The sequence below is a fragment of the Kaistia soli DSM 19436 genome (genome assembly GCF_900129325.1).
GTDB lineage: Bacteria > Pseudomonadota > Alphaproteobacteria > Rhizobiales > Kaistiaceae > Kaistia > Kaistia soli.
This window is the reverse complement of record NZ_FQUP01000001.1, coordinates 1,187,998-1,200,775: the sequence shown is the minus strand read 5'-3', so window position 1 is coordinate 1,200,775 and position 12,778 is coordinate 1,187,998. Positions and strand designations below refer to the sequence as shown.

The following is a 12,778-nucleotide window of genomic DNA, read 5'->3' as shown; positions in this document are numbered from 1 at the left end:
GAGGCTTTTTACTTGGACCACTTGGACAGCCTGGACCGGCCGTTGATTTCATTGACGAATTTTGGTCCAAGTGACGGCGCGCGGTCCAAGTAACCTTGGACCAAAACGCGGAAAATCGGCTCATGCCGCCTCCTCGTCGCCCATATCCGGCCAGTCGATCTCCTGTCCGACGGCGCGGGTGAGCAAAGCGCGGCAGGTGGCAAGGTCAGGCAGCACGTAAGACCAGGTGCGTCGGCGCACGTTGTGATCGTCCGTCACCCACGGCCGGGTCTTCTGCAGGCCTGGCACGAGCTTGCCGAGCTTGATCGCAAACTGGACCTTCTCGGCCTTGCGCTTGACGCCGATCTTCTCGGCCTGCGCCACATAGTCGTCATAGAGCGTGTCGACCGCGACCTCGGCCTTCCAATCGCCGCCGCCGCGCTTCGTCGAGCCATCCATGAGCCGCTCGAGCCACCAGGCCTCGACCGTGTCGAGCGAGCGGAACTTCTGCTCAAGCAGCGCCGACGTCATCGGGATCTGGCGAAGGTTGACCGTCGAGAGATCGAAGGCGAGCAGGTCGGCGAGCAGCGCCTCGCGCCCGCCATTATCCATCTCCTCCCGCATCTCGCGGAAATAGTCATGGTTCTGCGCACAGCGCGGATGCACGTCGAAGACGGCAAAGCGCCGCTCATCCTTGCCCGCCGGCACGACCCAATCCTCGTTCGACGTCATGATCAGGCGGACAAAGTTCTTCAGCCGAATCGGGTCGATCGACTTCTGTTCGATCATCTGGATCTCGGCCGTGACGAGATCCTTCAGCCGGCCCTCGGCCGCCTTGTCGCCGGCCCAGACCGCTTCCTCGGCCTGCAACAGCAGGCAGCTCGCCATATGGGCGTTGAAGTTGCCGGTGATGTAGCGCGCGTCGCCGACGAGGAAGTAGTGCGAGGCGATCAGCGAGCCCATGAACTCGCCGACGATCGTCTTGCCGGCGCCCATGCGCCCGCGCACGACAAGCGCCGTGCCGATCCGCTCGCGCGGCCGCTGCATCATGTGCGCGAACCAGCCGAACAGCCATCGGAACAGCTCGGCGTCGCCATGGCAGATATTGTTGCGCATATGGTCGAGCAGCACGTCATAGCCGTGCGGCTTGGCCTTCGGCGTCACGCTGAAGCCGCGATAGAGGTTCAAATAACCGGGCGTCGATAGGGCGCCATCGGGATTCGGAAAGAACTCGATCCCGTCGAAGGTCCGCCGCTTGGTATGCGTGCGCCAACGATCGGCCCATGTGACCGTCTTGACCTTGTCTCCCGACATGATCTGCGTCCTTTTGTTGAGAAACTTCTCCCTGAACGCGTCGATCGACAAAATGCGCACCCGATCCTCGATCGGCCCGACGTTCTGCTCGCGAATGACGACGGCCTTCGATCCCATCAGGACCAGGGCGAAGTTGTCGTTCATCCAGTCGATATCGAAGCCCCAGGCCTGCGGCTCGGTCGGCTTACCGCCGTCGCCCTCCTCGGGCTGGATCTCGTCAAGCGCTTCCACCCCTTCAAACCCGGTCTCTTCCGAAAGGGGTTCACCAAGGGAATCGGCTTCCCCGCCCCCGACAATCGCTGCCACCGTCTCGACATCGCCGGGGTCCGTCTCTGCGGGGCTTCTGGTCATGCTGTTCTCCGCAGGACATCATTGAAATCATGGCCGGACGGCGCGAAGGCGATGCGGATCCGCCGCCCGGCGCGCTTCCAGCGGGCAGAGGCCCGCGCCAGGTGCTGCTCGGTCGTGAAGCGGTCGCTGTCGCCATCGCCAAGGATGATCACCTCGTCGATCGCCTCTGGCGGCATCAGCCCCGGCCGCCCGTCGCTGTCCTCGGCCGGGATAGGGCCGGGCACCTTGACCCGCCGCCGGCGGCCGAGCTTGTCGGTTGTGGCGAGCGTCGGATGCGGGATGGTCTCGCTTGCCCGCCCGCCGAGATTGCCGAGCGAAACCGCCGACCAATAGAGCGTCGCCGCGTCATAGCCGCCGCCATGCACATGCTGCATGGCATGGCGGACGGAGAGCACGGTCTCGATCCCCTCGCCAATGACGAGGCGACAGGGCGCCAGCGGCTTCGAGAGCGGAATATGCCCGCCGCGCATCGAGCCGCGCACCTTCTTGGCCGGCAGCACCTCGCCGGTCGCCGGGTCGACGATCTCGGCCTTGCCGAAGGTGACCGGGTCGATCCAGGTCAGATGCGCGCCGCTGAAGGTGCCGGCGCCATCGACGATGGCCGCGATCATCGCCGGGCCGCGCCAGATCTCGCTGCCGCCCTCGAAATAGGGCTGCGAGTCGATCACCTTCAGCGCCACGCCGCGCATCAGTGGCAGGCGTCGCCGCTCGAGATAGCGGTCGACGGGCGAGCCATCGGTCACAGCGGCAGCAGCGGTCCAAAGCCGCCACATCCGCGCCCGTTCTTCCTCGCGATAGTCGCGCTCGCCGCGTTCCCGCTCGGCCTCGGCGGCAAGCCGCAGTGCTTCGCGCCGCGCCAGCTCTTCCGGGTCCGGCCCGCGGCTTTCGCCCTTCGGCGGCGGTCTGCCGGTCAAGGTCTCGCAAGCGCCAAGGAAATCCGTCGCATCGAGATATTCGACCAAGGCGATGACGTCGCCCGCGACGCCGCCCTGGCGGCACATGAAGACGCCCTTGCGCAAATTGACGGAGAAGCGATCCCGTCCGCCGCAGACAGGGCAGGGGCCGACCAGCTCGCTTCCGTGTCGCATCAGCTTCAGGCCGCGGCGGGAAACCTCGGTGTCGATCGAGACGGCGCGCGCCTCCTCGACAAAGGCCCGCATGGCATCGGAGATGGTCATGACGCTGCCTTGACGCGATAAAGCCGCGCCTTCAGGTTCCGCAGCGCAGCGATCTTCCTGTCACAGTGGCGCACGTCATCGGCGCGGCCCTGGGCCTTCGCCTTGAACCGTGATGACCGATACGAGTCCTCCCAAACCCAGACGCTCTCTTGCAGGAGAGCGAGTTCGGAATCTGACAACGCGATCGCGATCGGGCGTTTGACGGTCACTCCGCTGCCTCCGGCTGGTCGAAAAGCGTCCCGGCCATGTCGGCGGCGCGGCCGCGCGCCTTCGTGCTCTCGGCCTTGCGGGTCGCCGGGCCGGCGGTGGCGAGATCCATCCGCCGCGCGATGTCGGCCTGGTATTCGGCCTCGCGCTCGATCAGCACGGCGAAAAAGCCCTCGCGCCAGGCCGCCTCGCCGGTCGTGCCGCTGCCGGCGAAGGGATCGAGCACCGTGCCGCCCGGCGGCGTCACCAGCCGGCAAAGCCATTGCATCAGGTCGACAGGCTTGACGGTCGGATGCTTGGAGCCGATCCGGTCATGCGCGTCCGCCTTGGCCGAATAGAAAAACCGGGCAGCCGAGCCACCAGCGTCGTCGTGCCCCATGACGACTTGCGCCTGGCCTCCAAAGTCGCCAAGCACCCCGGTGCGCTTTCCGGTGCGCTGCACGCTGCCGCCCGACTCCGGGAACGCCGCAAGCACCTCATCGCTGCCGTCATGCAGGATGTTCGCCGGCCAGCGGCCATGATCGACCGGCTTGCCGCCACCGACGCACGTGCCTTTGCGCCAGTTCTCCCGACTGACATCGCCAGCGGCGCGCTCGAAACTGACAAGTCGATCGCCATCGCCAACCGGGATTCTGCATCCGTCGATGTTCAACCCGCCGCAGCCATGCGCAAGCACGGTCTCGGCGACGGTGCCGACAAGCGCCTTGCGCGCCAGCACGATCGGTTCCCAGGCCGGCTTGAGCGCTGTGCCCCAGCCTTCCCAAGCCTTCGCGTCGTCAAGCACAGCCGAGCCCTTCTCGGTGCGCTCGTATTCCTGCCCCTTTGCACTCGACTGGAAAGGTATCGGCATCCCGCGCTTGCCGCGGTAATGCCCCCCCCCTCTTGTCGATCGCCTTGGCAATGTCGTGCGATTTGGGAAATCCCGCGCCGTAACACCACGCCAACTGATCGCGGATCTCAAATCCGGCATCCTCGATCGCGCAGGCGAGCCGGTGATAGGAGCGCGTGCCGCCGAAGGCCACGACATGGCCGCCGGGCTTCAGCACGCGCAGCACCTCGGCCCAGAATTCCTCCGCAAACGCCGTCTCGCCGGTGTCCCAGGCCTTGCCCATGAAGCCCGCCGAGGCGCGGGCATAGGCGCCCGTCTTGCCGGGCTTCGAGGGCGCGGCGCCTTCCTTGCCGAATCGCTTGCCGATCGAGACAAGCGCATAGGGCGGATCAGTGACGACGCTGTCGATCGAGGCATCGGGAATGCGCCGGATCATCTCGCGGCAATCGCCGGGATGGAGCGTCACGCGGCCACCGAGGAAAAGGCGCGGCTCGCTCATGGCAACACCGCCTGCTCGATCTTGCGCAGCTTGGCCCGCGTCCGGTCCATGTCTTCGGTAATGCCCCGGAAGACATCGACAACGCGGGCGCCCTCGGCAGAGAGCCGCTTGTCGGCCGCGCTGATCGCAAGCACGGTCTCATTGTGCTGGCGCTGCGCGGCCATGAACCGTTCCTCGGCCTTGTCCAAGATCCTGCGACACTCCTCGAGCAGCGCCAGAATCTCCGGATTGGCCTTCAGCGGCCCGAACATCTGTTCGCGGACCTCGCTCACCCAGGCGAGGGGACACCCAAGATCCTGCGAAACGCGCTTGTCGGTCCAGCCCACGACATAGCCGCCGGCGCCGTCGTCATAGACGTCGCCGAGCTTGACGAAGATCAGCCGGCGATCGTCGGGCGTAATGCTGCGCGGTGCGGTGGCAGGAAGCGCTGCAATCGCCGCGATGCTGTTCGGGGATTTGATCTCCGGCATGGCCGGCTCCTCCATCGTCTCGGAGATTTTCGCGGCGGCGACACAGTCCGGGCAGCGTTCGCTGAAGGCGGCGATGCCGAGTTCCCAGCCCTTGGCCCGGAACATGCGATTGATGGCCTCAGGCGGCATGCCGCGCCCGGTGGCACCGCGGCTCGGCACATGGCCCCGTGCACCGCAATTGCCGCAGATCCGCTCGGCGACGCTGCGCCGCTTTCCGTCGTCGCCCGCAAGCGAGACGACCTTGATGTCGGCCGCGCGCGTCACAGCGCACCCCGCCGCGTGCTGGTATGCCCGCCATCGGCCATGTCGCGCGGCAACGGCGGCGGCCCGAGCCGCACAGGCTTGCCCGGCGCCGAGGCGCGCGATCGATGTGCTTCGCAGTAGATGTCGAGGATCTTGCCGCCCTCGCCCTCGCATATCACCCTCGCAGGCGCTGCGCAGACGAGCCGCTCGGAGGGCGGCAGATCGGCGACCGGCACGCTGCCCCACAGCGGCCAGTGGCATTGCCCGCCGATCGCGTCATCGATTGGAATAGCCCCCGACCGCGTAGGCTCGGCCTCAACGAGGTCAAGCCGAGGCGGCAGCGGCGCGGCCGCCGGCTTGCCGAAGAAGCCGAAATTGTTCGCCGGCTTCCGCCCCTTCGGCGGCCCATGCCGGCGCCCGGCGCGGCCCTTGTCGCCAGCGGGATCGACAAGCGCGCGAACCGCCGCCGGCTGCCCCGCCTTCACGGCCTTCGGCTCCGTGCGCGGCTTGCCGCCCGGCCCGCCGTCAGGCGCCCGCGCCTCGAGCTTCAGCCGGTGCACCTTGCCGAGCACGGCGTTGCGGCTGCAATGGAGCGCGATGCCGATCATCGTTGCCGTGTCGCCCCGCGCCCATAGCCGCCGCAGATCCCGTTCCGTCTCTGGTGTCCAGGCCATCAGCGGTTCCCCCGCGCGGCGACACGGGCGAGCCGGCGCTCGGTGCGCGTGATCGTCTGCTTGTGCTTGCTGATCTCGCTGAGCACGACCCGCGCCTCGGCGGGCGTGACGCTGCGGTCGGACATCGCTTCGCCAAGCGCCGATTTCATCTCGGCGCCGGTGCGCGCAAGGCCGATCAGGTCATCGACGAAATCGGCCGCGTTCGCATCGCTCGGCCCGTCGCCGACGACGGGGACAACCTGATGCGACGCCATCTCGGCCAGCATCGCCGCAAAGCTGATGTCCTGCGTCTTGAAGGCGATGGCGGCGATCGCCCAGATCGGCATCAGGTCGGGATGGTGATCGAGCTTCCATTTCGAAATCTGGCCGCGCGAGGCGCCGGTCAGCGCCTCGACCTCCGCGTCGCCGCCCGCCGCGAGAACCATGGCGCGCGTCGTGGCCTTGATCTGGGTGATGAGCCCGACAGGCAAAGCAGGCTTGTCCACGAAAAACGCTCCATGGTTTTTTCGGTGCGAAAACAAACGGGGAATGCGACGGTCTGGGCGTCAGATCACGGCGGCCCGCGCAGATGTCGGCCGCTCGTCATGGTCCACCCACAAGCGAAGGCGCCGCGCCATGCCCCGAATGCCGAATGTCTGCCCGGCCTGCGGCCAGAAGCGCACCGAGTTCCTCATGAAGAAGCTGAACCAGGTGCAGGATGATTGCCCCGTCTGCCGGGCGAATTTCGATGTTGAGGCAAGCGACACGGAAGGCGTTCGCGCCCGAGCCGAAGAAGCGCTTCAGCGCCTCGGCGAGATCCTGACGCCAGGCCGCAAGCTGCACTAAGGCCATGAGCATGTCGCCAGCCGCCGTGTCGTCGAGCCGCGCCGAGACATCCCAGGTGATTGCGACGGGCGCGCTCATTCGGCGGCCTCCGTCCTCACGAGGAAATCCTCATATGAAACCGCGCCGCCGGTCGCGATGCGAATCGCCTCGATCACCTCGAGCGGCGGCCGCAATTCGCCCGTGCGATAGCGGGTGACGACAGAACGTTCTTTGCCGATCACGGCAGCAAAAGCCCGATCCGTCAGTTTCTGATCCGCGAGATAGCTGGCGAGTTTCATGGGCGCAAATGTGTGTCAGACACACGGTGTGTGTCAAGCACCTTGTGCGCCGGGTGCCATTGTGCGCCGACCGCACAAAGTTACAAAGTTGAATTATGGCTCCATTTCCAAAACCTACGCGCGAACGCCAACGTCACTTCCTTCGGGAGTGGCGGAAATATCGTGGCTTGACGCAGGAACAGCTCGTCGAGCGCATCGACATGTCGCGCGAGAATTACAGCCGCGTCGAGCGCGGACTGATCCCCTACAATCAGGATCTGCTCGAGCAACTGGCCGAAGCGCTTGCATGCGAACCAGCTGACCTTTTGATGCGCGATCCGAAAAGCCCGGTCTGGTCGATCTATGACACGCTGCGCGCAATCCCCGAAGAACAGCAGAAAATTGCCCTGACCATGCTCCAGGCGCTGCGCAAGGCAGGCTGATTTACAGATTTCCTTTGAAACGGATCAAATTTGTGCGTCAATGTGGGACAGCGGGCAAAATACTGTAAATAAACAGGGGAGTGAAATGTCTAAACGCAAGGTGCAGGGACGCACTAGCAAGCATGAATTCGACCAGAGATTGCGTCATACCGCCGTCTGCATCGCCGCACTTCTGCCGACCGATCCCGATGAGGTGGATCGTGTTCTAACCTACGTCCAGACAATCAGGTTGTTCTGCAGCGGAGGAAAGCATCCTGTAGCTGCAAACCATGACGTTATTCCGTTCCCCACTCCTGGCTAATAGCGTCGCGTCCATCGTGAAATGAAACCAAGCCCGCCTCTGCGGGCTTTGTTTTGTTTGCCAATGTGTGTGTAGCGCACTTTTCGCTTGACATGAAATGTGTATCAAGCGCACTTTCTCCCCATCGACGCGGTCGGTGGGCATCTAAATCAGCAGCGCCGACCAGCCCACGGATCGCGTCGAGCCCTTTCACCCTTAGGCTCGATGGAGGCTGGCATGCGCCACAGCATTCTCATGAAAGACCCATTCGCCGGCGGCCGCATGCCGCCGCGCCTCCCCGTGCTGACGCCGGTCGAAAAGGCCCGCATGTCCGGCACCAAGGCGCTTGTCGACCTGATGGCTGCGACCATGGTCGAGCGTCGCTCCGCGCTGAATGGCGGATGCACCGAAGATGACCTCCTGATGGCCGGCTTCAAGCAGGCCGAGATCGACGCCCACAAGATGGCCGCGCGCCAGATGGCGATGCGCCAGGTGAACGAGGCGGCCTAGCTCCTCCCTAGACCGTCTCGCAGTCGCCGCCAGCGACCTCCTCCCCGCTGGCGGCGATCACCGGACGATCGGTTCCGACAGGAGCAAGCCATGGACGATACGAAGGCAAAAGAGAGCGTCGATATGCAGGCCACCGATGGCGGCAGGACGCATCGCCGGCTTTCCGAGACAGCCCTCAATGCAATTTACGGGCGGATGAACGTGCTTGGAGCGCGCACCAATGTGGTGGCGATGGAGATCGAGCAGACGATCGACAAGCTCACCGACTTGCATGTCGAGCGTACGAGCATTCGCCGCGATCTCGAAGCCCTCGGCGCCGACCTGACGAAGTTCTGACCCCAGACCGTCTCGCAGTCGCCGCCGCGCCAGCAGCGGCGATCACCGGACGATCGGAGATCCCCATCATGCCCCGAACCTGCCTCGACATCGCGCGCGATCACGGCCTGCTGCCGGTGCTGATGTCTCTGCACATCACCGAGATCGTCACGGCCGAGCCGCGCATCCTCGCCGACGACGCCTCGCTCGGCGCCCGCCTGCTGTCGCTCGGCTATTCCAAGGGCGAAATCGACATGCGCCTCTTCGCCTCGTCGCAAGGCACCACGACGGCGAGGGCGGCATGAGCGCGATCCGCCGCCTCGACAATCACAGTATTATGGACGTCGCGCTAAGCTTGCTTGCCACGCTTCGCACCGAGATCGAGCGGCGGGACGCAACGGAGGCAGATGCGTTTTCCGCTATAAGCATCCTCACAGTTTCGATGTTTGCGGCCATGGAAGATTCCAACGGCTTTGACAGGCGCGATACTGCCGCGTTGCTCGACACTTTCACGCTCGACCTGGTCAATCTCCTTGCTGCCCGGCCGGTGCGGCCATGACAGCCGCGCTCTCTTACCTCCTGATCGCGCTGCTGATCGCAGGCGGCGCGCTGCTCGCGACATCCGGCCCAGCGCTCAGGCCCGGCCACGCCAGCACGCTCTATTGGCTCGGCCTCGCCACCACGGCCGCCTCGCTCGCCCTCGTCGCAACCGCTCTCATCGGGAGGCCCGCATGAAGGGGTCCGGAGATTTCAGTATTGGCAGTGCCGTCTGGCCCGGCATTTCCAAGCTCACGGAAGAATGCGGCGAGGTCATGCAAGTCTGCGGAAAGCTCGTCGGGTCGCACGGCGAGGTGATTCACTTCGACGGCTCCGACCTGCGAAAGCGGATGCAGGAGGAATTGGCAGATTTATTGGCCGCGATCGAGTTCGTGGTCGCTGTCAACCCACTTGACTACGACGCGATCGCTGCCCGCCGCGATGAGAAGCTCAAGCTGTTCCATGCATGGCATGACGCAGACATCGCCAAGGAGGAGCAAAAGCCATGACAGCCCTTCCGACCCGTTCCGGGTTGATCTTCAATCTCGCGCGCCCGGCCGCTGAGAGCGTCAACATCGCCGCTGATATTTCCGTGGCACTTTCTCTTGCCAAACGCTTCAGCGGGCAGGCTGGGGCGGCGGATATCGGCTATTCCGTCGCTCAACACTGCTGCCTTGGCGCCGATGTTCTGGCAGCCGAAACCGGCGACGCCGCGCTCGCCTTTCATTTCCTCATGCACGACGCGCATGAGGCTTACTGCGGCGACCTGACGACGCCGCTTGTCTCAGCGGTGGATGCCGTCGCCGAGGAAATCAGCTTCGGAAAGTCAAAAGGCTTGATGCGAGACGCCATCCGCGTGCTGAAGGCGCGGATTGACGGAGCCATTTTCTCATCCATCGGCGTGACTTATCCGCCATCCCCCGAGATCTCTGCTGCGGTGCGCGAGATGGACCGACGCATGCTTCATTATGAGTGTGTCCGGCTCTTGCCGACATCGGGCTTTCGGCTGGATGGCGGAGCGCCACCCCCGAAGCCGATCGAAGGCCTCGCCCCTCTTATTTGCTGGACAGCCGCCGATGCCGCGCAATCGTGGCGGTTGCGCTTCCTGGCATGGCTTGATGCGGCGGCGGTGAAATCATGAGCCTCGCCGCCGCGCTGCTCTATCGCCTCGTCCTGATGCTGTTTGTCGCTGGCGTCGGCGCGCTCATCGGCTCGATCGTCGCCGCGCTGTCGCTCGCCTTCCTCGACCCGAACCTCGTTTTTGAAGGCGGCATCGCTGCCGTCAGTGCCGTGGGGCAGTTCATCGCCATCGCCGGCGCCGCGATCGGCGCGCTCGCCGGCCTCGTCATCCTGCATCAACAGTGAAGGGAGCGGCCTATGGCCCGACCAATCCGTAAGCTCGACAAGATCCTCGGCCTGCTCAGCCGCGGCAAGTTCATGGAAAAGTGCGACGAGAAGCTCGCCGAGGCGATCACGACGCTGGAAAACCTGCCCGAAGAGAAGGGCGAGGCGACGCTGACGATCGAGATCAAGGTCAAGTATCAGGCGGGCCGCGTCGACATCGTCCCGGCGGCCAAGCTGAAACTCCCCGCCGACAAGGCATTCAACGCAACGCCCTTCTGGACGGCGGAAGGCGGCCTTTCGGTCGAGCATCCGAGCCAGTCCGACATGTTCCCGCGCGACGCCTCGGCCTCGGCCGACGAGCGCGAAACCGCCTGACGGCGACCCTTCTCCCTTCCTGAAACCGGAGCCTGACCCATGGCCGACAAGCCGCTCTTGAATGATATCCCGCAAGCCGGCGCCGCCGGCCTGATCGCCGATCTCGCCCGCACCGCGAGCACGCCAGTGCTCATCGAGATCAAGACCGATGGTCTCGGCGAAGGCTTGCCGCCGATCGTCCCCGCGCTCTGGGATCATACCAACCAGCGCGTGATTGACGTGCAGGCCACGCTCAACGCCGCCCGGCAGGCGCCGGCGCGCCGCAAGGGCACCGCCAAGGTCGATACGCTGCAGAGCTTCATCGACCTGATCGAGCGGCACAAGGATGAGCGCAGCGCCATCTTCGCCGCCACCATCGGCCGCGAGCCGAAGCTCACCGCCGTACTCGATTACAACACCGGCAAGGCGCCCTTCTGGGGCGAACATCGCATTGTCTATTCCTTCCCGCTCACCGACGAGCTGAAGATCTGGATCGACAACAACAAGCGGGCGATGGAACAGGCGGAATTCGCCACCTTCCTCGAGGAGCACGCCGCCGAGCTGTCGGCACCCTTCGATGCCGAGAGGGTCGAATACGAGCAACTGTTCCGCCGCAAGATCGCGACCCCGTCCGAAGTGCTGGCGCTATCCCGATCGCTCGAAGTGTTCGTCAACGCCAAGGTCAAGCAGGCCAATAACCTGCAGACCGGCGAGCGCGTGCTCGAATTTGCCGATGAGCATGTCAACGCCAAGGGTGAGCCCGTCGATATTCCCGGCATCTTCATGATTCAGATGCGCGCCTTCGTCAGCGGCGATCCGATCCGCATTCCCGTCCGGCTCAACTACCGCCTCAAGGGTGGCATCGTCTGGTTTTACGAGCTCTATCGTTGGGAAGAATGGCTGCGCGTCGAGGTGCGGCAGGCGCTGAAACAGGCCGGCGACGACACCGGGCTGCCGGTCTTCGAAGGCAGCCCCGAACCGCAGTCCTGATCATCAGCCGGGCGGCGCCCGTCGCCGCCCGCTTTCCCCTTCGGTCCCGAGGACGCCATGCAGATTTCCCTTCCGCGCTCCGCGCTGTTCGCCGCCCTCGGCCAGGTCAAGGCCGTCGTCGAGAAGCGCAACACGATCCCGATTCTCTCCAATGTCCTGCTGCGCGCCGAGAAGGACAGCTTCACGGTCGTCGCCACCGATCTCGACATCGAGATCAAGGTGCGCATCGAGGGCGTGACGCCTGAGAAGGCAGGCGCGACGACAGTCGAGGCGCATCTGCTGTTCGATATCGTCCGCAAGTTTTCCGACAAGGCCGTGATCAGCCTCGCCACCGCGCCCGACGGCCAGAAACTGCGTGTCGCGGCCGAGCGCTCTGAATTTCATCTGCAGATGCTGCCCGAAAGCGACTATCCCTCGATCACCGTCGCGCCGATGCCGGACGGATGGCTGCTGCCGGCCGCGACGCTGGCGCGCATCATCGCGAAAACCGAATTCGCGATCTCCAGCGAGGAGACGCGCTACTACCTCTGCGGCATCTATTGGCATGTCCGCGGTGGCGCCGATGGCCCAATGCTCTGTGCTGTCGCGACGGACGGCCACCGCCTCGCCAAGGTCGAAATAACAGCGCCTCCGGGAACGGAAGGCATGCCCGGCGTCATCGTGCCGACCAAGACGGTTAGCCGCCTGCGCGAGATGGCGAAGGGCTTTGAGGGCGACATCACCTTCGAAGTCTCGGACACCAAGATCCGCGCGACGGCCGGCGGAACGGTGCTGACATCGAAGCTCATCGACGCGACCTATCCGGATTATGCCCGCGTCATGCCGCGCGGCAATGATCGCCTGTTGACCGCCGATCGGCCGAGCCTCGCCGCCGCGCTCGATCGCGTCTCGACCCTGTCGAGCGACAAGGGCAGGGCGGTCGTGCTCGAGCTGGAGGCTGGCACGGCACGCCTCGCGGTCAACAATGCCGATCACGGCACGGCCGAGGAAACGCTCGACGTCACCTATGAGGCCGAGCCGCTGCGCATCGGCTTCAACTCACGCTATCTGGCCGACGTGCTCGACTGCATCGCCTGCGACCAGGTGCAGATCCGCCTAGGCGACGCCGGCAACCCGGCCCTCATCACCAACCCGCTCGACCCTTCCGTCGAGCTGGTCATCATGCCGATGAGGGTGTGA

The 12,778-nt window shown here is 65.0% G+C and carries 21 protein-coding genes; 12 read left to right on the top strand and 9 right to left on the bottom strand.

Annotated features, from left to right (window positions below; translation table 11 throughout):
• Positions 1-120: 120 nt before the first annotated feature.
• The 9 genes from BUB39_RS05805 to BUB39_RS05760 all read right to left on the bottom strand — a co-directional run bounded on the left by BUB39_RS05805 (position 121) and on the right by BUB39_RS05760 (position 6,847).
• Complete coding sequence (locus BUB39_RS05805) at positions 121-1,644, bottom strand: primase-helicase family protein (protein WP_073051989.1); 1,524 nt, start codon at positions 1,642-1,644, stop codon at positions 121-123.
• Positions 1,641-2,822: a DUF7146 domain-containing protein gene (locus BUB39_RS05800; RefSeq protein WP_084526917.1), complete on the bottom strand. Its 1,182-nt coding sequence runs from the start codon at positions 2,820-2,822 to the stop codon at positions 1,641-1,643. Before BUB39_RS05800 ends, BUB39_RS05805 begins: the two co-directional genes overlap by 4 nt.
• Before the next feature lie 205 nt (positions 2,823-3,027).
• Complete coding sequence (locus BUB39_RS05790; RefSeq protein ID WP_084526916.1) at positions 3,028-3,879, bottom strand: DNA methyltransferase; 852 nt, start codon at positions 3,877-3,879, stop codon at positions 3,028-3,030.
• Positions 3,806-4,357: a DNA methyltransferase gene (locus BUB39_RS05785; protein ID WP_084526915.1), complete on the bottom strand. Its 552-nt coding sequence runs from the start codon at positions 4,355-4,357 to the stop codon at positions 3,806-3,808. The genes BUB39_RS05790 and BUB39_RS05785 overlap by 74 nt, the downstream gene beginning before the upstream one ends.
• Positions 4,354-5,091 carry a hypothetical protein gene (locus tag BUB39_RS05780; RefSeq protein WP_073051986.1) on the bottom strand — a complete coding sequence of 246 codons (738 nt, stop codon included), beginning with the start codon at positions 5,089-5,091 and terminating at the stop codon, positions 4,354-4,356. The genes BUB39_RS05785 and BUB39_RS05780 overlap by 4 nt, the downstream gene beginning before the upstream one ends.
• Positions 5,088-5,744, bottom strand: coding sequence for a GcrA family cell cycle regulator (locus BUB39_RS05775; RefSeq protein WP_073051985.1), 657 nt, complete (start codon positions 5,742-5,744; stop codon positions 5,088-5,090). Before BUB39_RS05775 ends, BUB39_RS05780 begins: the two co-directional genes overlap by 4 nt.
• On the bottom strand, positions 5,744-6,229 hold the full coding sequence (locus BUB39_RS05770) for a hypothetical protein (protein WP_073051984.1): 486 nt from the start codon (positions 6,227-6,229) through the stop codon (positions 5,744-5,746). Before BUB39_RS05770 ends, BUB39_RS05775 begins: the two co-directional genes overlap by 1 nt.
• A gap of 97 nt (positions 6,230-6,326) precedes the next feature.
• Positions 6,327-6,647: a hypothetical protein gene (locus BUB39_RS05765; RefSeq protein ID WP_073051983.1), complete on the bottom strand. Its 321-nt coding sequence runs from the start codon at positions 6,645-6,647 to the stop codon at positions 6,327-6,329.
• Complete coding sequence (locus BUB39_RS05760; protein WP_073051982.1) at positions 6,644-6,847, bottom strand: hypothetical protein; 204 nt, start codon at positions 6,845-6,847, stop codon at positions 6,644-6,646. Before BUB39_RS05760 ends, BUB39_RS05765 begins: the two co-directional genes overlap by 4 nt.
• Before the next feature lie 95 nt (positions 6,848-6,942).
• Between BUB39_RS05760 and BUB39_RS05755 the strand changes: the two genes are divergently transcribed.
• From BUB39_RS05755 to dnaN, 12 genes are all read left to right on the top strand, one after another.
• On the top strand, positions 6,943-7,269 hold the full coding sequence (locus BUB39_RS05755) for a helix-turn-helix domain-containing protein (RefSeq protein ID WP_073051981.1): 327 nt from the start codon (positions 6,943-6,945) through the stop codon (positions 7,267-7,269).
• Positions 7,270-7,786: 517 nt separating this feature from the next.
• The gene (locus BUB39_RS05750; protein WP_139251343.1) at positions 7,787-8,059 is read left to right on the top strand and encodes a hypothetical protein; all 273 of its coding nucleotides are present in this window, start codon (positions 7,787-7,789) and stop codon (positions 8,057-8,059) included.
• 90 nt (positions 8,060-8,149) lie between these two features.
• Complete coding sequence (locus tag BUB39_RS05745; protein WP_073051979.1) at positions 8,150-8,395, top strand: hypothetical protein; 246 nt, start codon at positions 8,150-8,152, stop codon at positions 8,393-8,395.
• Positions 8,396-8,463: 68 nt separating this feature from the next.
• Positions 8,464-8,679, top strand: coding sequence for a hypothetical protein (locus tag BUB39_RS05740; RefSeq protein ID WP_073051978.1), 216 nt, complete (start codon positions 8,464-8,466; stop codon positions 8,677-8,679).
• Positions 8,676-8,933 (top strand): hypothetical protein, encoded by a 258-nt coding sequence (locus BUB39_RS05735; RefSeq protein WP_073051977.1) that lies wholly within the window; start codon positions 8,676-8,678, stop codon positions 8,931-8,933. Before BUB39_RS05740 ends, BUB39_RS05735 begins: the two co-directional genes overlap by 4 nt.
• On the top strand, positions 8,930-9,109 hold the full coding sequence (locus BUB39_RS05730) for a hypothetical protein (RefSeq protein WP_073051976.1): 180 nt from the start codon (positions 8,930-8,932) through the stop codon (positions 9,107-9,109). Before BUB39_RS05735 ends, BUB39_RS05730 begins: the two co-directional genes overlap by 4 nt.
• The gene (locus BUB39_RS05725; protein WP_073051975.1) at positions 9,106-9,420 is read left to right on the top strand and encodes a MazG nucleotide pyrophosphohydrolase domain-containing protein; all 315 of its coding nucleotides are present in this window, start codon (positions 9,106-9,108) and stop codon (positions 9,418-9,420) included. Before BUB39_RS05730 ends, BUB39_RS05725 begins: the two co-directional genes overlap by 4 nt.
• Positions 9,417-10,052, top strand: coding sequence for a hypothetical protein (locus BUB39_RS05720; protein WP_073051974.1), 636 nt, complete (start codon positions 9,417-9,419; stop codon positions 10,050-10,052). Before BUB39_RS05725 ends, BUB39_RS05720 begins: the two co-directional genes overlap by 4 nt.
• Positions 10,049-10,276: a hypothetical protein gene (locus tag BUB39_RS25415; RefSeq protein WP_073051973.1), complete on the top strand. Its 228-nt coding sequence runs from the start codon at positions 10,049-10,051 to the stop codon at positions 10,274-10,276. The genes BUB39_RS05720 and BUB39_RS25415 overlap by 4 nt, the downstream gene beginning before the upstream one ends.
• A gap of 12 nt (positions 10,277-10,288) precedes the next feature.
• Complete coding sequence (locus tag BUB39_RS25410; RefSeq protein WP_073051972.1) at positions 10,289-10,630, top strand: hypothetical protein; 342 nt, start codon at positions 10,289-10,291, stop codon at positions 10,628-10,630.
• Positions 10,631-10,669: 39 nt separating this feature from the next.
• Positions 10,670-11,599: a DUF2303 family protein gene (locus BUB39_RS05705; protein WP_073051971.1), complete on the top strand. Its 930-nt coding sequence runs from the start codon at positions 10,670-10,672 to the stop codon at positions 11,597-11,599.
• A gap of 57 nt (positions 11,600-11,656) precedes the next feature.
• Complete coding sequence (gene dnaN, locus BUB39_RS05700; RefSeq protein ID WP_073051970.1) at positions 11,657-12,778, top strand: DNA polymerase III subunit beta; 1,122 nt, start codon at positions 11,657-11,659, stop codon at positions 12,776-12,778.